Source organism: Lysinibacillus capsici (assembly GCF_003367505.1).
GTDB lineage: Bacteria > Bacillota > Bacilli > Bacillales_A > Planococcaceae > Lysinibacillus > Lysinibacillus capsici.
The window spans coordinates 83,762-106,769 of sequence record NZ_PXXX01000009.1 but is presented as its reverse complement, the minus strand read 5'-3'; the positions used below and the strand labels follow the sequence as shown (position 1 = coordinate 106,769).

Sequence of the window (23,008 nt, the reverse complement as noted above, 5' to 3'; positions counted from 1 at the left end):
TTTTATTGAGCCCCTTTAAATCCATACTTTTCAAAGACATCCATAGCTTCATCACTTTGTAAGAAGTGATAAAAATCCTCCGCCTCTTGCCCATGCTTACTAGCTTTTAGAACACCTACAGGATAAATAATCGGTGCGTGCATAGCATCATCGGCAGTTGCCACGACATTTACCTTATCAGAGACAAGGGCATCTGTTTTATAGACCATACCCGCATCCACATTTTCTGTTTCTGTATAAGTAAGTACTTGACGTACATCTTTTGTATACACTACTTTTGATTCGAGTGAATCCCACAGTTGCATATTTTTTAATGTGTCCACACCATACTGTCCGGCAGGAACCGTTTCGGGCGTACCGAGTGCAATTTTTCCTGCTTGTTGTAAATCTTCAAAGGATTGAATTTGCTTTTCATTGCTTTTAGGCACGATTAATACTAAATCATTGGCTAAAAGATCCGTTCCTAGCTTTTGATCGATCATTTCTTTCTCTACAAGCGCATCAAATTTATCCTTTGCTGCTGAAAAGAAAAGGTCTGCAGGAGCTCCTTGTAAAATTTGTTGCTGTAAAGCACCTGAACCTCCAAAGTTATAGAGGATTTTGATTGTATCGTGTTGTTGTTCATAAGTTGTTTTCAGTTCTTCTAAGGCATCCTGTAGACTAGCTGCCGCAGAAATTGTTAGTTCAACTGGTTCGTTTGTTGCCGCCTCTTGGTTACCACAGGCTGCTAATAGTCCAACTAGTACTAACATTGTCGCAAATAAACGATAATATTTTTTCACGATGAGTATACTCCTTTTATAACTCGTTATAACAAGACATAACTAATTATAATCAGATGTAAATAAAAAAGAAAGTTAGTAAGGGTAGAAAATGTCAAGATGTTCATAAGGCTATAAATACGTTACCATGTAAAATAGAGGCTTATAGGAGGAGAACTTTTACATGTCACAAGAACAATCCTATACGATTGAAGAGGTTGCACAATTATTAAAGGTTTCAAAATTAACAATTTATGATTTAGTGAAAAAGGGTGATTTGCCAGTTTTCCGCGTAGGACGGCAAATGCGGGTAGATCGTGCTGACTTGCAAACCTATATACAAAAACGAAAAACAGGTAGTATGCCAGCTGTGGCACAGGCTTCCATAGCCACTCCTACTAAAAATCATGCGAAAATTATAGTGAGTGGGCAAGATTTAGTATTAGATATTTTAGCAAAATATATCGAGAAACGACGATCTACGAAAGTATTACGCTCACATGAAGGTAGTTTTAATGGTGTAATGGCGTTGTATCACGGAGACTGTGATATTGCGAGTTTACATATGTTTGATGGGGATACAGGAGATTATAATACTCCTTATGTAAAAAAAATCTTTGTCAGCCATGCCTTTGTTCTCATCAATGTTGTATCACGTAAAGCAGGTTTCTATGTTCAAAAGGGGAATCCGCTGGAAATACGCACATTTGAAGATTTCCAAACAAAGACATTTACATTCATCAACCGTGAGAAAGGCTCAGGTGCTCGTACTCTGTTAGATGAGCAATTGCGTATTCACGGTATCGCTCCATCCACGATTGCAGGCTATACCCATGAAGAAATGAGCCACCTCGATGTCGCCTCTGCAGTCGCCAATGGACGTGCAGATGTTGGGATTGGCATTGAAAAAATTGCCAAGCTTATTCAGGTCGATTTTATACCAATGGTCACTGAACGTTACGATATTGTGTTATTAAAAACACCAGAAAATCAACCGTTCATCGATATGGTGAAGGAGATTTTAAATACACCTGATTTCCAATCTGAAGTAGCTGCATTAGGAGATTATGACATCTCTTTAATGGGCCAAGTCATGTATGAAACGCTATAATCAAAAATTCATATTGAGTTTAATAAAAAAATCAATTACAATTCTAACTAGGAAATTTTATGGTCGTTGTGTCAATTAGTATGGCACAGCAGCTATATTCTTTTATGATACATGGTGAGATGGATAAATTAGTAGGTACTACTGCTAGGATATTAGCCCACCATAAAATAGCTTGCGTACTCAATGCGCAACTATTTTATGGTGGGCTTTTTTGTATAGTAAAAAGGAGATGGATGATGTGACATGGTCAGTATTACATATCATTGGCATTATTGCCTACGCCATTAGTGGAGCATTTGTTGCGTTACAGGCCAACTATTCTTTTATTGGCATATTTGTGCTTGGTCTGACAACGTCTTATGGTGGTTCCATTATCCGCAATGTTGTACTGGATATCCCTGTGTCAGATATATGGGAACGGCAATCCTTATTAGTCGTTTTAGTCACGCTGACGACCATTTTATTTGTCAAAAGGAACTGGATTCATCATTGGAACCGCTGGGGCTATTTCTTTGATTCAATTGGCCTAGCTTCTTTCGCAATACAAGGCGGTTTGTTAGCAAAAAGCTTACATCACGACCTAGGTATCATTATTATAGCGTCGATGTTTACTGGTGTTGGTGGAGGGATGGTTCGAGATTTGTTAGCTGGTAGAACACCGCTTGCATTAAGAGAAGAAATCCATGCTGTTCTAACATTTGTATGTGCCCTTTGTATATGGTTAGGGTGGGACAGCCCGCTTGAATTGTCAGTCATTGTTATTTTTATAGTAGTGATTCGCATGTTATCGGTGAATAATAAATTAAAATGGAAGCTTCCTTTTAAACATTCCTATAAGAATGCAGAGGAAAAATAGGTTGATTGTCGAAATAGGTGAAGGTAGTTTTAATTCGAAAAAAGGAGGGGAAAAATGGCAATAGAACGTTTACGTGAGTGGTTACTATCCTCAAATAATACAGTGATTCTAACAGGAGCGGGCATGTCAACGGAAAGTGGAGTTCCTGATTTCCGTTCAGCATCTGGTTGGTGGAAACAAATGGATCCAAGAACTGTCGCGACAACGGAAGCATTAACAGATCATTACTCATTATTTCATGACTTTTATAAAACACGTATCGAAAACCTAGAAAAGGTGGCTCCCCATGAGGGACATCATATATTAGCTGATTGGGAACGAAGAGGTTTAGTGTCTCTAATCGCTACTCAAAATGTGGATGGTTTTCACCAATTGGCAGGAAGTCAATCCGTCGAGGAGTTACATGGTTCGATCCGGTCTATTCGTTGTCATCGTTGCCAGCAGGCGGCTGTCATGGCAAGCTTCTTGAATAAGGCTAGTTGCGCCCATTGTGGTGGGAAACTTCGTCCAAATGTTGTGCTCTTCGGAGAAAGCCTACCACAAGCAAGCTGGCACTGTTCAATGGAGGCAATCAAAACAGCTGAACTTGTCCTTGTCATTGGAACGAGTCTTGAGGTATATCCCGTCAACCAACTACCTATGATGACAACAGGAAAAACCGTGTATATTAATATGGATATTTCACAACAGACAACCCCATTTGATCTGACAGTGAGGGGAAAAATAAAAGAAGTGTTGCAAAAACTTCAAATTTAAAAAAGGCGCCCTTGCAATTTCAAGTGGCGCCTAAAACATTTGAGGTAGAAATTCCCTCATGAATCGTTGATTTTTTCTTAACCATATCTTCAAAATCATGCGATGTGTTAACAGTTTATGCCTTTTATTTGGTCTCGCCTTTGCTTCTATGAGGCTCTGTAAAAGAATACAAGTTTCAGTTGCAAAAGCTTGAGGTTCAACGAGAACATCCAGCTTGTAATTAATTAACTGGGCTGTCTGAACCTTGGCAAGTAATTGCGCAAATTGTGTATTCATGGTAGCGTAATTTTCCTCTAATTCTAGGTCAATCAATGCATAGAGCGTTTGCTCTATTTCAACTTCTAATTCCTCCAATAACTCTTTTGACGGCTGTGTCACTAGTTCACCCTCTTTTATACGACTAGATAACCAATAGCTGCACAAAGTACGCCAATTAGCAAGGTACTGGCAATATAGCTTATGGCTTGTCTCCATTTTTGTTGTTCTATAAGCTGTAGACATTCAAATCCAAAAGTAGAAAAAGTTGTGTAGGCTCCTAAAAAACCTATGCCCATTAATTGCCATAACCAATCACTAAGATGTAGGGCAAATAAGAAACCAAGCGCAAAGGAGCCTGTACAATTAATAATAAAAGTCGCCCATGGATAGGGATGTACAAGTAATTTTCCTAAATAAAATCTAGAAAGAGCGCCAAAAAATCCACCAATTCCGACTAAAATCATGCAATACGCCCCCTAGCAAGTCGTATTCCCAGCCATGTGCAAGCTAATCCACCTAAAACACTTACTGTAACATAGAGTACAGCCTGTAGCCACTCGCTATTTTCTAGGAGTAATAGTGTCTCTAAGGAAAATGTCGAAAAGGTAGTAAAAGCTCCACAAAACCCTGTACCTACTCCTAGTACAATAGGTGTGCGTTTTATAAATGAAGTAAAAAACCATGCTAAGCAAAAGCAGCCCAGTAAATTAATAAACAGTGTTGTGAATGGAAATATTTCTGTATTGGGAACGGCGAGACTCAGACTATATCGACAGATGGCACCAAGAATTCCACCAATTCCCACGGCTAGAAATGACCTCAACATAAAAACCCCTTACTGAAAATGACTATAATGAAAGTGTATCATGAGACAAAAATTTTAGAAATATTTCAATTCGAGTTATGTCCCAAAATCGATTGTTGAAATGTATATAGTGTATAGAAAGTTATAGATGCGCATGAAATAATATTTCGAAATATTATATGTGGAAAATGAAATATCTTTTATTATAAGGACAATTCTTTGTCCCTCTTATGTGAAGCCGTTGACGGAAAACCCGGTGACGGCTAATCCATAAACGGAAATCCAGACACTACTAAATAATAAATAACTAAATAATAATTAACTAAATAAAGATGATGAGATAAGCATATGGAAGGAGTGCAACAGACGCAAAAAGAATATTCTAGTGTCTACTACTGGGTATCAAAATCACTAGTCGTGTATTTCAGTCTTTAGGTTAATGTTTGTGCCGTAGAATTATTGTAAGGTTATAGACAACACTGTAATTTTAAGCATGTTCTCCCTTTGATTCCTTAGAGCATTTCAATGCTTTAAAGCGCTAACTATTTCCTGAAAATGATAAAAAATAACAGGGTGATAGTTGACAAATATTTCTATAGTGTGATAATCTTCAAGAACACTATAACAAATAAACTAAAGGAGGGCATGACAATGTTAATTTTATCAGTATCAAATTCAATCACAGTTACATACATTGTCCGTGCCTAACGCTTTATTTACTATTGCAGAACTAGGTATGGAATTATCCTGCCTTTTATAAGAGACACTTACTCTTTTAGGGTATGTGTCTTTTTTTGTGCAAAAAAGGTTGTAGTGCAAACAAAAAAGGAGTGTATGTATATGACAAAAACAGTTAGAAGAATGATTTTCAAAAAGGAATTTCTAGAAAGTGGGTAGTCATCCACAACAGCACGGAGGAAAGAAGGTTATGATGTATGTTTGATGTGTTAAGTAAATTAGGCTGGTTCTTTAAAAAATACTGGAAGCAATATACGGTGGCCATTGTTCTACTAATGGTTGCCAGTGGATTAGAGGTTGTCCCTCCCTATTTACTCGGTTCTATTATAGATCTATTGACAGCCGGAGAAATGACCCCAGCTATTTTAACAAAATATGTCTTGATTTTTATTGGGATTATTATTGGGGGCTATTTATTAAATTTTGTGTGGCAATTCCGACTATTTGAAGGAGCTATCAACCTTGAGAAAATTTTACGTCGTAATTTAATGCAGCATTTTTTACGTATGACCCCAACATTTTATGAAAAAAACCGTACCGGTGACCTGATGGCGCGTGCAACAAATGACTTGAATGCCGTATCCACGACAGCAGGTTTTGGCATTATGACGTTGATTGATTCAACGATTTATATGGGTTTTATCATTTTTGCGATGGGCTATATGATTTCGTGGAAGCTTACATTTTTTGCTATGTTACCAGTTCCTATTATGGCGATCCTCATTCAATATTTAGGGAAAATTGTTCATGAGCGATATATGAAGGCACAAGATGCTTTTGGGGAACTAAATGATAGTGTGCTAGAATCTGTAGCAGGAGTGCGAGTGGTGCGTGCCTATGTGCAGGAAAAAAAGGATGAGGCTAATTTTGCAGATATGAGTGAAGTTGTGTATGCGAAAAATATTCATACAGCGAAAATCAATGCTTTATTTGGTCCAATTACAAAAGTCGGAACGGGCATTAGCTATGTTGTAGCACTTGGTTACGGGGCTCATTTAGTGGCAACTGAGGCGATGACGGTTGGGCAACTGGTCACGTTTAATGTTTATTTAGGTTTGGCTGTTTGGCCGATATTTGCGATTGGTGAGCTCATCAATGTTATGCAGCAGGGGAATGCCTCACTAGATCGCGTGCAGGAAACCTTGAACTACGAGGCGGATGTTCAAAATATTCCGAATCCACAAATGATTGCGACACCAAATGCGATTGGCTTTGATGCCTTAACATTCCAATATCCGATGAGTCAGGTGAAAAACCTACAGCAGATTTCACTTTCCTTGAAAAAAGGCCAAACGCTTGGCATTGTTGGTAAAACGGGAGCAGGTAAAACAACCTTCCTACGCCAATTATTGCGAGAATACCCAATCGGTCAGGGACAGCTTTCCATTGACGGTATCGATATTACCGCTCAAACGAAGGAGCAGATCCTCGATTGGATTGGTTATGTGCCACAAGATCATGTGTTATTCTCACGAACTATTCGTGAAAATATATTATTTGGGAAAGAAGATGCAACACAAGCAGAGTTGCAGCAGGCGATACGTGCCGCGTATTTTGAAAAGGATTTAGACAATCTACCAATGGGCCTTGAAACACTTGTTGGAGAAAAGGGTGTCTCTCTTTCAGGCGGTCAAAAACAACGTGTATCTATTGCTCGTGCTTTAATTAAAGATCCTGAAATTTTAATGCTGGATGATTCACTCTCCGCTGTCGACGCGAAGACAGAGGCAAGAATTATTGAAAATATTCAGCGTGAACGTCAAGGTAAAACGACGATTATTACGACACATCGCTTGTCTGGTATTCAGCATGCCGATGTCATCATCGTACTGGATGATGGGCAAATTGTAGAGCAGGGAACACATGAGGAACTTCTTGCGCAACAAGGATGGTATAAAGAGCAATTTGACCGTCAGCAGCTAGAAGGAGGTGCCTCATGAGTACGAGTCAACGTTTAATGCGCTATGCGATGTATTTTAAAAAGCCGATACTATTAGGCTTATTCTTCCTAACAATTGCCGTATTCACGGAGCTTGTTGGACCGTTTATTGCGAAACATATTATTGATAATTACATGACAATCGGTCATATAGAAATCAAACCGATTACATGGTTGCTCATTGTGTATTTACTTTTAGCCACTGCAACAGCCATATTACGTTATTTTATGTATATTTATTTGCAAATTGGGGCAAACCGTGTCATCCAAAAATTACGTAAAGATGTCTTTGAACATATTCAAACTTTACCGATCCAATACTTCGACAATTTACCAGCGGGTAAAATTGTTGCGCGTGTAACAAACGATACAGAGGCAGTTCGGAATTTATATGTACAGGTACTATCGAATTTTGTAACGAGCTTCATTTCTATTTTTGGGGTGTATATAGCGCTCTTTATTTTAAATTGGAAAATGGCAATGCTTGCTTTAACCATGATTCCAATTGTTTATGTATGGATGATTTTATATCGAAAATTTGCCTCTAAATACAACGATGTCATTCGTACAAAAATTGCAGATATTAATGCCATGATTAATGAATCCATTCAGGGCATGACAATTATTCAGGCGTTCCGTCGTGAGCAGCAAATGACGAAGGAATTTGATGACATGAATAATGAGCATTATGCGTATGAACGTAAGCTGCTGGTGCTTGATTCAGCTACATCCTTTAACCTTGTGAATACGCTAAGACTTATCATGTTTACGGTCTTTATTTTCTACTTTGGTACACGCTCATTCACATCAACTGAAGTGATTACAGCAGGGACATTGTATGCATTTGTTGATTACTTAACAAAGCTATTTAATCCGATCACGAATATTGTGAACCAGTTTTCACAGCTTGAGCGTTCACTCATTGCAGGTAAACGTGTCTTTGAGGTGTTAGATACGAATGGTGAGCCTGTTTCTGAAAAGAGCATCCCACGATATAAAGGAAATGTGGTTTTCGAAGATGTTTCCTTTGCCTATAAAGATAATGAATATGTGCTGAAAAACCTGTCATTTGAAGCACATCAAGGTGAAACAATTGCCTTAGTTGGTCATACAGGTTCAGGGAAAAGTTCCATTATGAACTTACTGTTCCGCTTCTACGACCCGTCAAAAGGCAAAATTACCATTGATGGCATTGATATTACCTCTGTTCCACGTCAAACGATGCGTGAACATATGGGTATTGTGCTACAGGACCCTTACTTATTTACAGGTACGATTGCATCCAATGTTAGCTTAAACAACCCGCGCATCTCTCACGAGAAAATAGAAGCTTCCTTAAATGCTGTCGGGGGAGAACGTGTTTTAGCTAATTTACCAAATGGCTATGAGGAGCCAGTTATTGAGAAGGGCAGCACATTATCTTCAGGACAACGTCAGTTGATTTCGTTTGCACGCGCCCTGGCGTTTGATCCAGCCATTTTAATATTGGATGAAGCGACATCGAATATTGATACGGAAACGGAAGAAATTATTCAGCATGCGATGGATGTCCTGAAAAAAGGACGAACAACGTTTATTATTGCCCATCGACTTTCTACCATTAAAAATGCAGATCGTATTCTTGTACTTGATCGAGGAAAAATTGTAGAAAACGGCACACATGATGAACTGCTAGCGCTTGGCGGAATTTATGACAAGATGTATCAAATGCAGGCGAACTCCTTACAATAAAGCTTAAAAGCCCCACTTCAACTGTGAAGCGGGGCTTTTCTATTTATCTTACATATTTGAAGACATTGATAAAGAATAACAGGACAGACAGCGCTACAGCAATTCCACCACCAGACAAGAAAAGCTCAAATAACCAGCGTGGTACATCCCAATACACCATCATCATGCCAACAAAAAGGAAGGGTAAACCGAGATTGTAAAGCCAGAACTGTGCTTTGGCGAGACCTGTCTCCGCAGCATTTTTATAAGTCGAATAAATTAAACCAATGAATCCAGTAGTCAGCCAACCTACCACACCAATATGAGCATGTGTCGCTTTCCATTGAAGTTGAACCGTATAATGCATAAACAGGCCAAAAGCAAAAACAATTAATAAATAAAAGACTGAAACCTTTATCCATTTAGCACCCATTATCCACAACTCCTTTCTTGAAAGTGATTTTAGCTAGCTGCTACAGTATATTCTTGTCAAATTAAAAAGATGCTTGTATGTATTTGAAAATAAATGTTGTTGGTTTTCACTAAACTAAAATATTTAATGAGAACTTTTTGTAATATGTAAACTTTTCATGGAGTTCTGCGTTGTATAGGCAGAAGGGGGGTGGACATGGTAAAGCAATCAATGAATGCGTTTCTACAGCAAGCAGGAACGCTGCTATATCGTTATTTGAGAAAACGTGGATTAGCCCATGAGGATGCAGAAGATATCGTCCAAGATACATGTTATAAATTTTTATTACATAAAAATGGAATTCAGTCAGACAAAGTAATGAGTTGGTTATATCGTGTAGCAACCAATCAATTTTATGATCTCAAGAGAAAAGAAACACGTCATCCAACAACAGAATTAGAGGAAGTTCAATTGACTTCATTCATTCATATTCCTGAGATCCAGATGCTAAAGAAAGAAAAATTAAAGGACATACAGAACACACTCGAAACGCTATCCATTTTGCATCAGGAATTATTAATCCTGAAATATGAGCTGGGATTATCGTATAAGGAAATTTCAGCCTTGATGAATAAGAATGAAAACACACTAAAAACGCATGTCAGACGTGCTAGGGAAGAATTTACTGAACGATTTAAGGAGGATGCTCATGATGAATAAAGAAGAAAATGAATTTTTGTTTGATGATAGACAAACGAAAAAAATAATGAGAAAGGCAAGGTTTTGGTCAACAGTCAAAATGATTGGGATTACATTGGTCGTTACCCCAATTGTGCTAATAGCATTATGGTATGGGCTGAGGGCTTTATCGTTAAATAGTGCGCAAAAAGTAATGGATGATATTCATTTATTTAACGAAATAAGTGCGCCCAATGTCCAAATTAGTAATCAGGTTTATGACGATCATTTGCTGGGAGGGAAAATAACAACAACAACCTATAAGGTGCTTGGAGATCAGCATCGGCCATATATTTGGCAGCCTATCAAAAGCGATTATAATTTATTTGGAACGCTTACACGAACGGCCATTTCTAGCCCCATCCAAATAGAAGGTTCAGAATCACTGGCGGAAACATCTCAATTCGAACGGTTTAATGACTACACAGGTGACCGAGAAATGTTTTTTTATCATCCAAGGATTTCCTACGACCATTATCAAGATAATATTAGTGAAGTGCATCAATTGGAGAAAAATACTTTAGTAGAAATAGCTATTTCTTTTGATGATGCCTATGATTTTGGTGAAATTAAAAGCAAGCTACCTTCTGAAGTACAAGTAGATTGGTGGTGGGTGGATGCCTATACAGATGATACACTAGATTTTTTTAAGCAAGGACAGAATACTATTTCAGCCAATGATCCATACATTTATGGCTTTCAATCAGAGCAATCCAAGCCAAAACCTCGACGCTCTTCAAACGATGAGGTTGAGACCTTTATTCGAAACATTGAGCTTCTGCGTAAAAGCAAGAACTTTGAGTGGGAAACAAACCAGATTTATCAAGCTTTAGTAGGGGGAAATGGCACCCTGGAGAAAAGTGATGTGAAAATAAGTGGGGCTGTAGTAACTGGTACTCCAGAGCAATTGCAGTCTTTACAAGGACAAACCTACATTAAAGGGTCTATATTTGGGGTAATATCAAATCAGAAATAGAGCGCTGGAAAAGAGAATCGGCACAATCATGTAGGAAAGATCAATTTTAGAAAAAGCTTATTTTGGATGAACCCTTCTCCAGAATAGGCTTTTTTATCTGAAACAATTTAGTTTAAAATTAAATAGTTTAATGTTAAACTATTAACAGATAAACAAGAAGGAGATGTTGTTGCAATGGGTAAACTACAAAACAAAGTGGTCATCATTACTGGTGGTGCAGGTGGTATTGGTAGTGGAATGGCAAAAGCTATGGTAAAGGAAGGGGCGATTGTTACAATTGTTGACTTAAATGCAGAAGCAGGCGAGGCAATGGCAAAAGAATTACAAGAAATGTCTCCGAAGTCTATGTTTTTACAGGCTAATCTAATGGAACGCGACCAATTACCAAAAATTATTGATACAGTCGTAGAAAAATACGGTAAACTAGATGTGCTAGTTAATAACGCTCATGCTGCTAAACAAGTTACAATAGAAGAAACTACACAAGCAGATCTTGATTTGTCATTTGGAACAGGTTTTTATCCAACCTTCTATTTAATGCAAGCAGCCCTACCGCATTTAAAAGAAACTAAGGGTAATATTATTAACTTTGCATCTGGAGCAGGCATTCAAGGTCATGAAACACAGGCTGCTTATGCCGCTGCCAAGGAAGCCATTCGTGGTATTTCCCGTGTTGCCGCAAATGAATGGGGACGTTTTGGTATTAATGTCAATATCATTAGTCCGCTTGCTGATTCACCAGGTGTACAAGCATGGGCAAAAGCACAGCCAGAGTATTATGAAGCGGTGAGAAGTAAAATCCCGTTAGGCCGTTTTGGTGATATTGAGCAAGATATTGGTCGAGTAGCTGTTTTCTTAGCTTCTGACGATTCTCAATACATTACAGGTCAAACGATTATGGTGGATGGAGGCTCACTAATGCTTCATTAATTCTCAGCGTTTGAGGAGGATTTTTTTGAAACAGACAAATATTTTTAAACTGATTCATATGATTGAACAGGTGAACAATGCGAATATTATACGTTTTACAAAAGCGTTCCCATATCCTTTAGGAATTTCACCAATTTTAGTTTTAAATGAGCTACATGTCAAAGGCCCTCAAAAACAAGCCGAATTAGCTGAGACAATCGGCTATACAAAAGGTGCTATGACGAGCATTGCTGAAAAGCTGGTCAAGCTTGGATTAGCAGAAAGACTATATGATCCATCCGACCGCCGCACCATTCGCTTACAAATTACAGATGAGGGTCAAAGTGCTTTAGCAAAGGCTCAATCTATCGGAAAAGAGGTCTTTGTACAGCTTTTTGAAGTATTAGATGATGAGGAAATTGCCCAATACTTGCGGATTCAAGAAAAATTAGTACAGGGTATCCAGCAGAAATAACCATGTAAAAAGATCAACCTACCTTTTAAGAGGTGGGTTGATTTTTCTTTGTTTAGGCGGATTGGGTACGTAAACTGGCGGATAGCTTTCCTTTTTTGGGTGATAGAATGGCTCTAAGTGGATAGAATGTCCAAACTGGCGGATAAAATTCGAAATGTGACGGATAAAAAGAGGAATCTAGCGGATAGCCTTCTTTTTTTGGGTGATAGAATGGCTCTAAGTGGATAGAGTGTCCAAACTGGCGGATAGCCTTCCTTTTTTAGGTGATAGCCATGCTCAGCACAATACGAATGTCCATATGAACTGCTTGAAATGAAATAGTTCATTTAAAATCTAATTGTAAAATAGTTGAATTTATTGAAAATTGTCCGTCTTCATTTTATAATCAAAATACGGTTCTATTATAGAGACATTTGAGGTGTGAAATGACATTAAAAACATTAGATAACTCATTGGAGGTACTGAAATATTTTAATAAGGAAAATCCTACATGGGGTGTTCGTGAGCTCGCAAAAGAGATGGATATTAGTCACTCCATTATTTATCGGATTTTAGCAACCTTCGAAAAACAAGGCTTTCTTATTCAAAATCCTGAGACAAAAAAATATGAATTAGGGCTTCGCTTTCTAGAATATGGCCAGATGGTTAAAGATAAATTAAATCTTTCTGACTTTGTTTTACCAATTATGATCAACCTTGCAGATACCATCAAAGAATCCGTATTTTTAACATGGCTGGATGGAACAGATGGTGTCACAGTAGAAATAGCTGAGAGCTCTCAAACCATTAAGTTTTCAGTGTCGATTGGCACGCGGACACCACTACATATCGGGGCATCTTGTAAAGTCATCATGGCGTATCTACCTGAAGAGAGAAAAAAGGAGATCATGAAGCATGGGATGAAAAGATTAACTCCTGAAACCATTACTGACCCTGATGAAATGTTAGCCGATTTAGAAAAAATACAACAGCAAGGCTGGTGCTTTTCAACAGGAGAGTACTCTCATTCAGTATTTGGGCTAGGTGTACCTCTTTTTAATAGTAAAAAAGAAGTCATTGCCTCTTTAACAATTGCTGGCCCTATTTATCGTAAGCCAACAGAGGAGAAATTACCTGATATGGTCAATGTTCTTCAATATGGAGCGATGAATATTCAACGGTATTTCGATCAATACAGCTTTAAATTATATCATGAATAAGCATGAAAAAGAGGCTCAAGATAGACATTAACTATCTTGAGCCTTTGCTTGGATTTTTTTCATGATGGATACGGCCTTGTCAATTTCTTCAAACGTATTAAAATAGTGTGGTGAAAAACGGGCCATTTTAGAAATTTGATTGCGTTCCATAATGGTATTCGCCATAAATGTGCCAGCTTCAATGATGACCCCATGCTCTGCTAAAGCATTGGTTAGCTCATCTGGTGACAGCCCTTCAATGTTAAACGGCGTAATCGATAATCGATGAGCACTATTTTGAGGACCATATAAGACAATGCCTGGAATGGTTGCAAGCTGTTCAATTAAATAGTTTGTTAGCTGCTTTACACGATCATATATGTGATGGATACCGATATTGTTCGCATAATCAATAGCTGCCCCTAAGCCGAAAATACTTGGAATGATCGGACAACCTGGCTCAAAACGTTTAGCTGTTTCTAAAAAAGAATAGGCATTGTTCTGATAATCCCACTGGGTGCTGCCCCAGCCAATCATAATAGGCGTCAATGTTGGAATGAGTGCTTCTCGTACATATAAAATACCTGATCCTTCAGGGCCGCGTAGCCATTTCCGCCCACTAGCAACTAGAAAGTCACAGCCAAGTTCGGCAACATTAATGGGTGTTAAACCAAGTGTTTGATTGGCATTCATCAATGTTAGTACATGGTGTTGCTGGGCTAGCTGACATATTTCTTTGGCAGGCTGGAGTGCCCCAGCAGCGTTAGACATATGGGCAAAGGCAATTAATTTTGTTTGTGGTGTGATGAGTTGTTCAAGTGCATATAAATCTACCATATATTCATCATTGGTTTTTAACACTTTCAGCTGAACCCCTTGTTGCTGAAGGGCAAGCCAAGGCACATAGTTACTCAACATTTCTGTGTCGAGCACTATGACCTCATCTCCCTGTTTCCATTGCAAGCCACCTGCGACATAATTAATCGCCACTGAACCGTTTGGCACAAAGGCAATCTCCTCTTTTGTTGCGCCGATGAACAATGCTGCTTTTTCTCGAATACGCTCTACTTGCGCATACGTTTCTTGACGAAAAGAGGGCAAGTAGGGACCAATACTTGCTTGTTTTTGGAGATAGCTAGTCATTTCATCCACTACTGGCTGTGGCATGGCAGATGCAGCAGCTGTGTTTAGATAAATATAGTGTTCAAGTAGCGGCATATCCTGTTGTATTTTCCTCATATCGATCATTGTACACACCAACCTTATAAAATGATTAATTCTTTCGAATAGGTCATTAAATTTTCGTAACCATTTTCTGTGACGATTAAATTATCCTCGATACGAACACCACCAACATCTTGCACATAGATACCTGGCTCCACGGTAAAGGCCATGCCTGGCTTTAACACTAGCTGATTACGCTGCATCATATAAGGCTCTTCATGTGCACTTAAACCAATGCCATGGCCAAGTCGGTGTGTGAAAGAATTGCCATAGCCGGCATCGCGAATAATGTCTCTGGCTAGATCATCAATGGCATGAGCTGTCATACCTGGTTTTATGGCTGCTATGGCTGTTTCATTTGCTTGCTTCACAATGCTATAAATTGTTTTGAGCGTTGGAGAAACTTCTCCTAAAGCAACTGTTCTAGTCATATCCGCCACATAGCCCTTATAAATCGCGCCAAAATCTATGACGATTAATTCACCTGTCTCTATTTTCTTTGTGCTCGCTCTACCATGAGGAAGTGCACCTCGATAACCAGAAGCAACAATGGTTCCAAAAGGTGTTCCCTCTGATCCACGTCGTCTCATTTCATATTCTAATTGAGCTGCGACTTCCATCTCTGAAATACCAGCTTGAATAATCGGTAATGTGGCTGCAAGACTTTCTTCGACAATCTGTACAGCCTGACGCATGAGGGCTATTTCGTGTTCATCTTTTTCCATACGTATATCACGAATGGTTTCACCGATATCACATAAAGTGTCATATGTAAGGTTTTCGATAGCTTTCTGTTCCTTCACGCGCATGGTGTCAAACTCAACGGCAAGTGTCTGCGCTGTTCCTAGTTCTTTTTTTAGTTGCTGGATGGCCTGTGACGGTCCTTCCTCATCCGAATAGGATAGGATTGTCCCTCCATTACCCAAGTCAACTTTTGTTAATTCTACTTGTGGAACGAGAAAGTATAATTGATGATGAGCAGTAATAGCGACTACTGTTAGGCGTTCACTTTGCTTTAACTGAAGACCTGTAAAATAATACATGTTTGACCCTGGCACTAGCACTGCTATATCAATTGACTGTTGCTGCATACGGGAAACGAGCTGCTCTCTTCTTTTTTGAAACATTGAGTGATTCCTCCTAAAAACGTTTCTATTATAGAGACGTTGTATCTGAAAAATAGTATATATCAACAATAATGAATTTTCAATAAATTAAGATAGCACCATTTTGATAGAGGGCAATGAATGTAAAAGGAAGATAATTGACAAATGAGGGAATAGTATGTTGTAAATTTAGTAAATACTAGTGTACGTCTTTTTTTCGTTCATTATGCATATAAGTAGACTAGATAAACTTTTTTCCAACTTAATACGTCAAAAAGAGGGGCAAAATTGTTAAGCAAGAAAGGACTTATGTATGGAAAAAAACATGAAACGCTCAAAAGAGAAAAAGAGCAAGAAAAAATTATGGCTGTGGATTGTTGGTAGCCTATTAGCAATTTTTTTAATTTTTATAGGTACTGCCTACTTTACCATCCAAAAAACTATGAATAAAATAAATACACCACTTATTCAAACAACAGATGCAGCACAACCAGAAGAAAAAACAGTGATTAAAAAAGATCCCTTTTCGGTTCTAATGCTTGGGGTCGATGAACGTAAAGATGATAGTGGACGTTCCGATACCATGATTGTAATCACTGTAAATCCTGAAAAGCAGACGATGAAAATGCTTAGTATACCCCGTGATACTCGAACAGAAATCGTTGGTCATGATACGGTAGATAAGATTAATCATGCCTATGCCTTTGGAGGCGTCCCTATGGCTGTGGATACGGTCGAAAATTTTTTAGATATACCCATTGATTATTATGTATTTATTAATATGGAGGGCTTTTTACAAATTATTGACACGCTGGGTGGCGTAACAATCGATAATGATATGGATTTAACCTTTGACGAATACCACTATCCAAAGGGAGAAATCACATTAGATGGTAATGAGGCCCTTATTTTTTCTCGTATTCGTTATGAAGATCCTCGAGGTGATTTTGGACGCCAAATTCGACAACGTCAAATCATTGAAGCGGTGATGAAAAAAGCCTCCACACCATCAACATTATTAAAAGCAACTGATATGTTGAATGTACTAGGCGACAATGTTCGCATGAACTTTTCGGTGAAGGACCTTATTCAGCTTCAAAGTATTTATAAAAAAATGGATAAGGATATTGAGCAGTTATCGTTCGAACAGGGAGACGGTGAAAGGATTAACCGCATTTGGTACTATATTCCGAATGAGGCAGAGCTTCAAAAAATACAAACAGATTTAAAACACCATTTACAAAAGTAAGTAAGCAAGTTGCTTACAAATGTCGCATACTAGTTGTAAACTTTTTGGCCACGAAGGGAGGGAGATGAATGAATGGGAGGACCCAGGTGCTGAGGTATACAGCGCTGAATCATTGCATGCAAAGCTATGTACCTAAACGTAAAGTGCGAAAAAATCCAGTCCAATCAGCAATTAGAGGCCTACAAGTATTATGTTTAAAATTATTTATGTAAGGGATAAAAAATCATTCAGGTAGGGTGCATGCCTAGTTGAATGATTTTTTTGCTGTTATTCATCATTTTTCGATATTTCTTGAAATATCAGAAAATTAAGTGTATACTGACATTAGAAATGGTTAAAGGAGTGATTGTGATGATTGTAGGCACAATTTTATTAGCATTTGCATTACCAGTGGGTATCGTATTAGCAGTAGATTTATTAAACGAGCAGCATCACTCTGCTACACAAACTAACCATTCATAACGTTGAAACAGTAAAATATCAATTTCTAGACAATGTTACTTTGTAGCCTTGTCTATTTTTCTATGAATAGGAAACAATTTGTGTGATTCATTCGTCAATAATAGTGAGAAAATGTTATACTATTAAAAAAACAGTATCGGGGAATGAGCATGCAAGCGGAAAAAACATCCAATCTTAAAAAAGAAATATTATCCTACATCAAAATTATTGTCATTACAGCTGTTGTTGTTTTTGGCTGTAAGCAATTCTTATTTGCGCCGATTAAAGTACAGGGAGCATCTATGTATCCAACTTATCACGATAAGGATATTATTATTGTAAGCAAAACAAGTAAAATCGAGCGTTTTGATCAAATTGTTTTCCAATCTCCTGTCGAAGATGAGTTATATATTAAACGTGTCATCGGTCTTCCAGGGGATAAAGTGGAAATGAAAGATGATGTATTGTACGTCAATGGCAAAGCATATAAAGAAGATTATGTGAACCGTCAAACGGATGATCCTAATCAATTACGCATTACGGAAAACTTTACATTGGAACAATTAGTGAATGAAAAAGAAGTGCCAGAGGGCATGTATTTTGTGCTTGGTGACAATCGCCTAAAAAGTAGTGACAGTCGCCATTATGGTTTAATTTCAGAGGATGCTGTATATGGTGAATCGAAATTAATACTATATCCATTTAGTCATTTTCATATTGGCTCAAAATGATGAAAAAAGAGGTCACTCCATTGAGTAGCCTCTTTTTTATTGTTGGGGTAAATCGGTACAGCTTTTATAAGTGGGATAATAGACACAAATCCTTGAATTTTCAACGGTTTCCTTGATGGGCGATGGCTTACTTTTCATGGGAGATTGCATTGCTGGTTCTTCATTTGTGAACGCTTCTTCTACTAATTCTACGCCATAAAATAGTATTAAAAAATAGCAGACAAATCCTACTATACGCAAACAATCACCTCGTAAAATAGTTATTGTATGTTTATATATATGGTCAAATTCGTCGAAATATAAGCAGAAAATCGAAATTTTCTCTTGCCCAAAAGATTTTTAGAGGCAATGAATTCTATGAAAAAAGCTATTGTCAATGAAATTTTGATGTGCTACTATAGCTAAAGTAAATATTTGATCTGTATAACCTCAATAATATGGATTGAGGGTCTCTACCAGGAACCATAAAATCCTGACTACAAAACTTTGCTTCATTTTTGTAGTCAGGATTTTTTTAGTTTGTTTTAAAACAATCTCCTACAAAAATGAACGTGTATCGAAGGGGAGATTACGATGAATTGGAGAGTTTATATTCTTGCTGTGACTACCTTTGCAGTCGGGTTAGTTGAATTAATTGTTGGTGGAATCCTGCCAAATATTGCAGAGGATTTAGATGTGTCTTTAGCGACAGCGGGACAATTAATTACTATTTTTGCACTTGTTTATGCGATTTCTGCGCCTGTCCTACTATCCTTGACAGCCAAGGTGGAACGCAAGCGCTTATTCCTTATTTCTTTATTTATTTTTACGTTAGGAAATCTAATGACCTTCTTTAGTACAACGTTTATCATTGTGCTAATCGCACGTATTTTCACAGCTATGAGTACAGCGTTAGTGATTGTTTTATCATTAACGATTACAACTAAAATCGTAGAGCCTCGCCATCGTGCTAAAGCACTGGGGCTTGTTTTTATGGGGGTAAGTTCTGCGCTGGTGATCGGTGTGCCAATGGGTATTTTTATTACAGAAGCGTTTGGCTGGCGAGCTGTATTTTTAGGTATTAGTATCCTATCAACGATTTCAATGATATTAATTGCTTTATTACTTGAAAAAATGCCAATTGGAGAAGTAGTGCCACTCAAGGCGCAAATTAAATCGCTGGCGAATTTAAAAATCCTGACAGCACAGTTAACTACCCTATTTATGCTAGCGGGCCATTACATGCTCTACGCCTATTTAACACCATTTTTAGTAGAGGCATTTGATATGAATGCTTCATGGATTAGTATCTGTTACTTAATCTTTGGTATTGCCTCTGTTAGTGGGAATGCTGTAGGTGGATGGGTGAGTGATAAAATTGGCACAAGTAAAGCCATAATTTTAATTGTCTCAGCCTTTGCCATTGTCTTATTTAGTATTCCTTATACAATTATTGCCCTTCCACTGTTTTTAGTATTTACGGTTTTATGGGGTGCGTTGAGCTGGGCACTGACACCGCCATTACAAAATTACTTAATTCAGGCGGATCCTCAATCATCGGATATTCAGCAAAGCTTAAATACAGCTGCCCTGCAAATTGGTATTTCTATCGGATCAGCAGTTGGTGGCGCAATGTTTGCTTGGACAGGGTCCGTTATGCACCTAGCTAGCTTTGGTACGATTCTAGTTCTTTGTGCATTAGGCTGCGCGATCTTTTCTATTAAAAGGGCACCTCTTGGACAGGAGCAGCACGTAGATTATCAGTCAGCACATCATCATTCATAATCGAACGATAGCCCTGAAAGGTATTGGGAAAGCCATCCCAATACCTTTTTAATTGGTTTGCATGAATCTATTTTCGTACACTTCCTAAAATTAAATTCTCTATGGTTTCTTAGCATACTCTAATTACCTATGGAATAGATTGTTGTAGTTAATGAATTTACAGATTTGAGGAGTTTGAGATTTTAAGAGCGAATATTATTTTTAAGAAAAATAGTAGGAGACTTTCAAATCTTGTAAATGGAAGGAGAACTCAATGACTGAATATCATCAACAATCAACTGCTGAAGTCATGAAGATATTGAACGTCACCACGCAAGGTTTGACTGATGATGACGTCCAAAAGAGGCAACAAGTCTATGGCTATAATGTATTAGAGGAAGGGAAAAAGACAAGTACGTTGGCTGTTTTTATGGGCCAATTCAAAGATTTATTGGTCATCATTTTACTCGTTGCTGCCTTCGTTTCCTTTCTACTAGGAGAAGTAGAAAGCACCATTGTGATCATGATCGTGGTTATTTTAAATGCCATTTTAGGTACAGTGCAGCATGTGAAGGCTGAACAATCATTAGATAATCTAAAAGCATTGACCTCTCCCATTGCCAAGGTCATGCGTCATAATCAACTAGTAGAAATTCCTTCTGAAGAAATTGTAGTAGGGGACCTTCTGATGTTGGAGGCGGGAGATTATATTAATGCGGATGGAAGACTACTAGAAAGCCATAATTTACACATCAACGAAAGCTCTCTTACAGGCGAATCAATTGCTGTGGCAAAAAGTACAGACCCTATTCGGAAGCAGAATATCACCATTGCGGATAAGAAAAATATGGTGTACTCAGGAAGCTTTGTGACCAATGGACGTGGCATCGTGATGGTTACGGCAATTGGGATGCAGACGGAAATCGGAAAAATTGCGAATTTACTCGATACAGCAAAGGAAAAGAAAACGCCATTACAAATTAGTCTCGATCAATTCGGTGAAAAATTAGCCTTAGGGATTACGCTGATTTGTTTAGCAATCTTTACGATTGATCTTATCCGAGGACGAGCCTTAGTAGAATCCTTTATGTTTGCTGTATCTCTTGCTGTGGCGGCTATCCCTGAGGCTTTAAGTTCTATCGTGACCATCGTATTAGCTTTTGGCACCCAAAAGATGGCAAAGGAAAATGCGATCATCCGCAAGCTTTATGCTGTGGAAAGCTTGGGGAGTGTATCGGTCATCTGTTCTGATAAAACAGGTACTTTAACAGAAAATAAAATGGTGGTACAGGAAGTTTTTGTGGACCAGAAGAAAATTCCTCATGATTGGCTCAATCCAGTAAATCCAGTGGAAAAAGAACTAATGGTAAAAGCGCTTTTATGTAGTGACGCTGTCGAGCGTGACCACAAAGAAATTGGTGATCCTACAGAAATTGCGCTCGTGAAATTGGGGAAACAGTATGGGTTAGATGAATTGAAGATACGTGAGCAATATCCACGATTGGCTGAAATTCCATTTGATTCGACGAGGAAGCTTATGAGCACTGTCAATCAGATGGACAAGCAGCCCATCATGATTACCAAAGGGGCTCTGGATGTACTCTTACCAAAAGTGACACGAATCAAAACATCAACAGGTATTTTTGAGATAACCCCGCAGCATCGCCAGAAAATCGAGGCGGTGAATCGTGATTTTTCTATGAATGGTTTAAGGGTGTTAGCCATTGCTTATAAGGAGGTATTGCCTCTACAAAAAGTCGATCCACGAGCGGAACGAGATTTAATCTTTGTCGGCTTAGTAGCGATGATGGACCCTCCAAGAAAAGAGTCGAAAGAGGCTGTGGAAAGCTGTATAAAGGCAGGTATTAAACCCGTCATGATTACAGGAGACCATAAAATTACAGCAACCGCGATTGCCGAACAAATTGGCATTTTGCAAAATCCAGCTGAAGCTATAGAGGGACATGCACTCGAAGGCTTAACTGATCAAGAGTTGCAAGAGAAAGTACAGGATTATTCTGTTTATGCCCGTGTTACACCAGCCCAAAAAATTCGAATTGTTAAAGCATGGCAGGATAAAGGACATGTGGTTGCCATGACAGGAGACGGTGTCAATGATGGACCTGCTTTGAAGCAAGCAGATATTGGGGTGGCTATGGGCGTAACAGGCACAGAGGTTGCAAAAGATGCCTCATCCATGATTTTAACGGATGACAATTTTTCAACAATTGTTAAAGCAATCGCCAATGGCCGTAGCATCTATACAAATATTAAAAATGCCATTCTGTTCTTATTATCTGGAAATGCAGGCGCTATTTTTGTCGTGTTATATGCAACGGTTCTGGGCTTACCTGTTCCTTTTGCACCTGTCCATCTTCTATTCATCAACTTATTAACAGATAGTCTGCCTGCTATTGCCATCGGTTTAGAGCCAAATAATAAGAAAACAATGAAGGACAAGCCTAGAAACATTCATACTCCTTTATTAAATAAAAAATTTACCACACAAGTTGTGCTTGAAGGGATATTAATCGCCATCTCCACCATTATTGCGTTTCAAATCGGTTTATCGACAGGCGATACGTTAACAGCAAGCACGATGGCCTTTACAACACTATGCCTGTCAAGGTTAGTGCATGGCTTTAATTCTCGATCCAAACAATCCATCTTTGCGATTGGTGTATTTTCGAATAAATATACGTGGTTCGCCTTTATCATTGGTGTGCTAAGTTTACACATGGTCTTATTTATGCCGATGCTTACAACGGTCTTTGAGGTAGCTCCATTAACACCAGCACAGCTAGGCTTTATTTATAGCCTATCGGTGTTACCATTCCTAGTCAATCAATGGTATAAGCTACTGTTCGTGAGAAATCGATAAAGATTAAAAAA

The 23,008-nt window shown here is 38.3% G+C and carries 22 protein-coding genes and 1 riboswitch; of the genes, 15 read left to right on the top strand and 7 right to left on the bottom strand.

What is annotated here, in order from left to right; translation table 11 throughout:
• Positions 1-2 precede the first annotated feature (2 nt).
• Positions 3-782: a molybdate ABC transporter substrate-binding protein gene (gene modA / locus C7B89_RS05945; RefSeq protein WP_048392458.1), complete on the bottom strand. Its 780-nt coding sequence runs from the start codon at positions 780-782 to the stop codon at positions 3-5.
• 163 nt (positions 783-945) lie between these two features.
• Between modA and C7B89_RS05940 the strand changes: the two genes are divergently transcribed.
• From C7B89_RS05940 to C7B89_RS05925, 3 genes are all read left to right on the top strand, one after another.
• Complete coding sequence (locus C7B89_RS05940) at positions 946-1,872, top strand: helix-turn-helix transcriptional regulator (RefSeq protein WP_054550419.1); 927 nt, start codon at positions 946-948, stop codon at positions 1,870-1,872.
• Positions 1,873-2,101: 229 nt separating this feature from the next.
• On the top strand, positions 2,102-2,728 hold the full coding sequence (locus C7B89_RS05930) for a trimeric intracellular cation channel family protein (protein ID WP_244205588.1): 627 nt from the start codon (positions 2,102-2,104) through the stop codon (positions 2,726-2,728).
• A 54-nt stretch (positions 2,729-2,782) separates the two neighbouring features.
• Complete coding sequence (locus C7B89_RS05925) at positions 2,783-3,484, top strand: SIR2 family NAD-dependent protein deacylase (protein ID WP_115673311.1); 702 nt, start codon at positions 2,783-2,785, stop codon at positions 3,482-3,484.
• Between the two features lie 30 nt (positions 3,485-3,514).
• On the opposite strand, the gene C7B89_RS05920 is transcribed toward C7B89_RS05925, so the two are convergent.
• From C7B89_RS05920 to crcB (C7B89_RS05910), 3 genes are read right to left on the bottom strand one after another with little or no spacing between them, the layout of a single operon-like run.
• Positions 3,515-3,862, bottom strand: a complete 348-nt coding sequence (locus tag C7B89_RS05920; protein ID WP_048392463.1) for a hypothetical protein — start codon at positions 3,860-3,862, stop codon at positions 3,515-3,517.
• Positions 3,863-3,876: 14 nt separating this feature from the next.
• Positions 3,877-4,206 carry a fluoride efflux transporter CrcB gene (crcB, locus tag C7B89_RS05915; protein WP_054550415.1) on the bottom strand — a complete coding sequence of 110 codons (330 nt, stop codon included), beginning with the start codon at positions 4,204-4,206 and terminating at the stop codon, positions 3,877-3,879.
• Positions 4,203-4,568, bottom strand: coding sequence for a fluoride efflux transporter CrcB (gene crcB, locus C7B89_RS05910; protein ID WP_115673310.1), 366 nt, complete (start codon positions 4,566-4,568; stop codon positions 4,203-4,205). The genes crcB (C7B89_RS05915) and crcB (C7B89_RS05910) overlap by 4 nt, the downstream gene beginning before the upstream one ends.
• A gap of 914 nt (positions 4,569-5,482) precedes the next feature.
• Here crcB (C7B89_RS05910) and C7B89_RS05905 point away from each other — a divergent pair.
• Positions 5,483-7,225 carry an ABC transporter ATP-binding protein gene (locus C7B89_RS05905; RefSeq protein WP_115673309.1) on the top strand — a complete coding sequence of 581 codons (1,743 nt, stop codon included), beginning with the start codon at positions 5,483-5,485 and terminating at the stop codon, positions 7,223-7,225.
• Positions 7,222-8,955, top strand: coding sequence for an ABC transporter ATP-binding protein (locus C7B89_RS05900; protein WP_115673308.1), 1,734 nt, complete (start codon positions 7,222-7,224; stop codon positions 8,953-8,955). The genes C7B89_RS05905 and C7B89_RS05900 overlap by 4 nt, the downstream gene beginning before the upstream one ends.
• A gap of 43 nt (positions 8,956-8,998) precedes the next feature.
• Here the strand turns inward: C7B89_RS05900 and C7B89_RS05895 are convergent, their stop codons facing one another.
• A complete protein-coding gene (locus C7B89_RS05895) occupies positions 8,999-9,367 on the bottom strand; it encodes a hypothetical protein (protein WP_115673307.1) in 369 nt (122 codons plus the stop codon).
• A 195-nt stretch (positions 9,368-9,562) separates the two neighbouring features.
• Here C7B89_RS05895 and C7B89_RS05890 point away from each other — a divergent pair, with 195 nt between their 5' ends.
• From C7B89_RS05890 to C7B89_RS05870, 5 genes are all read left to right on the top strand, one after another.
• A complete protein-coding gene (locus C7B89_RS05890; protein ID WP_115673306.1) occupies positions 9,563-10,066 on the top strand; it encodes an RNA polymerase sigma factor in 504 nt (167 codons plus the stop codon).
• Positions 10,059-11,060: an anti sigma factor C-terminal domain-containing protein gene (locus tag C7B89_RS05885; RefSeq protein WP_115673394.1), complete on the top strand. Its 1,002-nt coding sequence runs from the start codon at positions 10,059-10,061 to the stop codon at positions 11,058-11,060. Before C7B89_RS05890 ends, C7B89_RS05885 begins: the two co-directional genes overlap by 8 nt.
• A 174-nt stretch (positions 11,061-11,234) precedes the next feature.
• A complete protein-coding gene (locus tag C7B89_RS05880) occupies positions 11,235-11,990 on the top strand; it encodes an SDR family NAD(P)-dependent oxidoreductase (protein ID WP_036077242.1) in 756 nt (251 codons plus the stop codon).
• A 25-nt stretch (positions 11,991-12,015) separates the two neighbouring features.
• Positions 12,016-12,444, top strand: coding sequence for a MarR family winged helix-turn-helix transcriptional regulator (locus C7B89_RS05875; RefSeq protein ID WP_004230567.1), 429 nt, complete (start codon positions 12,016-12,018; stop codon positions 12,442-12,444).
• 425 nt (positions 12,445-12,869) lie between these two features.
• Positions 12,870-13,643, top strand: a complete 774-nt coding sequence (locus C7B89_RS05870) for an IclR family transcriptional regulator (protein ID WP_115673305.1) — start codon at positions 12,870-12,872, stop codon at positions 13,641-13,643.
• A 27-nt stretch (positions 13,644-13,670) separates the two neighbouring features.
• On the opposite strand, the gene C7B89_RS05865 is transcribed toward C7B89_RS05870, so the two are convergent.
• Together C7B89_RS05865 and C7B89_RS05860 are read right to left on the bottom strand one after the other, a co-directional pair.
• A complete protein-coding gene (locus tag C7B89_RS05865; protein WP_115673304.1) occupies positions 13,671-14,870 on the bottom strand; it encodes an aminotransferase class V-fold PLP-dependent enzyme in 1,200 nt (399 codons plus the stop codon).
• Positions 14,871-14,884: 14 nt separating this feature from the next.
• Positions 14,885-15,973, bottom strand: a complete 1,089-nt coding sequence (locus C7B89_RS05860; protein ID WP_115673303.1) for a M24 family metallopeptidase — start codon at positions 15,971-15,973, stop codon at positions 14,885-14,887.
• A gap of 292 nt (positions 15,974-16,265) precedes the next feature.
• Between C7B89_RS05860 and C7B89_RS05855 the strand changes: the two genes are divergently transcribed.
• The 5 genes from C7B89_RS05855 (at position 16,266) to C7B89_RS05835 (ending at position 22,997) form a co-directional block, all read left to right on the top strand.
• The gene (locus C7B89_RS05855; RefSeq protein WP_115673302.1) at positions 16,266-17,201 is read left to right on the top strand and encodes an LCP family glycopolymer transferase; all 936 of its coding nucleotides are present in this window, start codon (positions 16,266-16,268) and stop codon (positions 17,199-17,201) included.
• A gap of 351 nt (positions 17,202-17,552) precedes the next feature.
• Complete coding sequence (locus C7B89_RS05850) at positions 17,553-17,663, top strand: hypothetical protein (protein ID WP_004230560.1); 111 nt, start codon at positions 17,553-17,555, stop codon at positions 17,661-17,663.
• A gap of 149 nt (positions 17,664-17,812) precedes the next feature.
• Positions 17,813-18,373: a signal peptidase I gene (gene lepB, locus C7B89_RS05845; protein ID WP_048392477.1), complete on the top strand. Its 561-nt coding sequence runs from the start codon at positions 17,813-17,815 to the stop codon at positions 18,371-18,373.
• A 399-nt stretch (positions 18,374-18,772) separates the two neighbouring features.
• A riboswitch (purine riboswitch) is annotated at positions 18,773-18,872 on the top strand.
• Between the two features lie 74 nt (positions 18,873-18,946).
• Positions 18,947-20,137 (top strand): MFS transporter, encoded by a 1,191-nt coding sequence (locus C7B89_RS05840; protein WP_009370354.1) that lies wholly within the window; start codon positions 18,947-18,949, stop codon positions 20,135-20,137.
• Between the two features lie 253 nt (positions 20,138-20,390).
• Entirely contained in the window at positions 20,391-22,997 is a 2,607-nt protein-coding gene (locus tag C7B89_RS05835) for a cation-translocating P-type ATPase (RefSeq protein ID WP_115673301.1), read from the top strand.
• The last annotated feature ends 11 nt before the right edge of the window (positions 22,998-23,008 follow it).

What these genes read in the sequence shown, in the direction of transcription:
- C7B89_RS05940 (WP_054550419.1), top strand. Translation starts at nt 946, where the DNA reads ATGTCACAAGAACAATCCTATACGATTGAAGAGGTTGCACAATTATTA.
- C7B89_RS05930 (WP_244205588.1), top strand. Translation starts at nt 2,102, where the DNA reads ATGGATGATGTGACATGGTCAGTATTACATATCATTGGCATTATTGCC.
- C7B89_RS05925 (WP_115673311.1), top strand. Translation starts at nt 2,783, where the DNA reads ATGGCAATAGAACGTTTACGTGAGTGGTTACTATCCTCAAATAATACA.
- crcB (WP_054550415.1), bottom strand. Translation starts at nt 4,206, where the DNA reads ATGATTTTAGTCGGAATTGGTGGATTTTTTGGCGCTCTTTCTAGATTT.
- crcB (WP_115673310.1), bottom strand. Translation starts at nt 4,568, where the DNA reads ATGTTGAGGTCATTTCTAGCCGTGGGAATTGGTGGAATTCTTGGTGCC.
- C7B89_RS05905 (WP_115673309.1), top strand. Translation starts at nt 5,483, where the DNA reads ATGTTTGATGTGTTAAGTAAATTAGGCTGGTTCTTTAAAAAATACTGG.
- C7B89_RS05900 (WP_115673308.1), top strand. Translation starts at nt 7,222, where the DNA reads ATGAGTACGAGTCAACGTTTAATGCGCTATGCGATGTATTTTAAAAAG.
- C7B89_RS05895 (WP_115673307.1), bottom strand. Translation starts at nt 9,367, where the DNA reads ATGGGTGCTAAATGGATAAAGGTTTCAGTCTTTTATTTATTAATTGTT.
- C7B89_RS05890 (WP_115673306.1), top strand. Translation starts at nt 9,563, where the DNA reads ATGGTAAAGCAATCAATGAATGCGTTTCTACAGCAAGCAGGAACGCTG.
- C7B89_RS05885 (WP_115673394.1), top strand. Translation starts at nt 10,059, where the DNA reads ATGAATAAAGAAGAAAATGAATTTTTGTTTGATGATAGACAAACGAAA.
- C7B89_RS05880 (WP_036077242.1), top strand. Translation starts at nt 11,235, where the DNA reads ATGGGTAAACTACAAAACAAAGTGGTCATCATTACTGGTGGTGCAGGT.
- C7B89_RS05870 (WP_115673305.1), top strand. Translation starts at nt 12,870, where the DNA reads ATGACATTAAAAACATTAGATAACTCATTGGAGGTACTGAAATATTTT.
- C7B89_RS05865 (WP_115673304.1), bottom strand. Translation starts at nt 14,870, where the DNA reads ATGATCGATATGAGGAAAATACAACAGGATATGCCGCTACTTGAACAC.
- C7B89_RS05860 (WP_115673303.1), bottom strand. Translation starts at nt 15,973, where the DNA reads ATGTTTCAAAAAAGAAGAGAGCAGCTCGTTTCCCGTATGCAGCAACAG.
- C7B89_RS05855 (WP_115673302.1), top strand. Translation starts at nt 16,266, where the DNA reads ATGGAAAAAAACATGAAACGCTCAAAAGAGAAAAAGAGCAAGAAAAAA.
- C7B89_RS05850 (WP_004230560.1), top strand. Translation starts at nt 17,553, where the DNA reads ATGATTGTAGGCACAATTTTATTAGCATTTGCATTACCAGTGGGTATC.
- lepB (WP_048392477.1), top strand. Translation starts at nt 17,813, where the DNA reads ATGCAAGCGGAAAAAACATCCAATCTTAAAAAAGAAATATTATCCTAC.
- C7B89_RS05840 (WP_009370354.1), top strand. Translation starts at nt 18,947, where the DNA reads ATGAATTGGAGAGTTTATATTCTTGCTGTGACTACCTTTGCAGTCGGG.
- C7B89_RS05835 (WP_115673301.1), top strand. Translation starts at nt 20,391, where the DNA reads ATGACTGAATATCATCAACAATCAACTGCTGAAGTCATGAAGATATTG.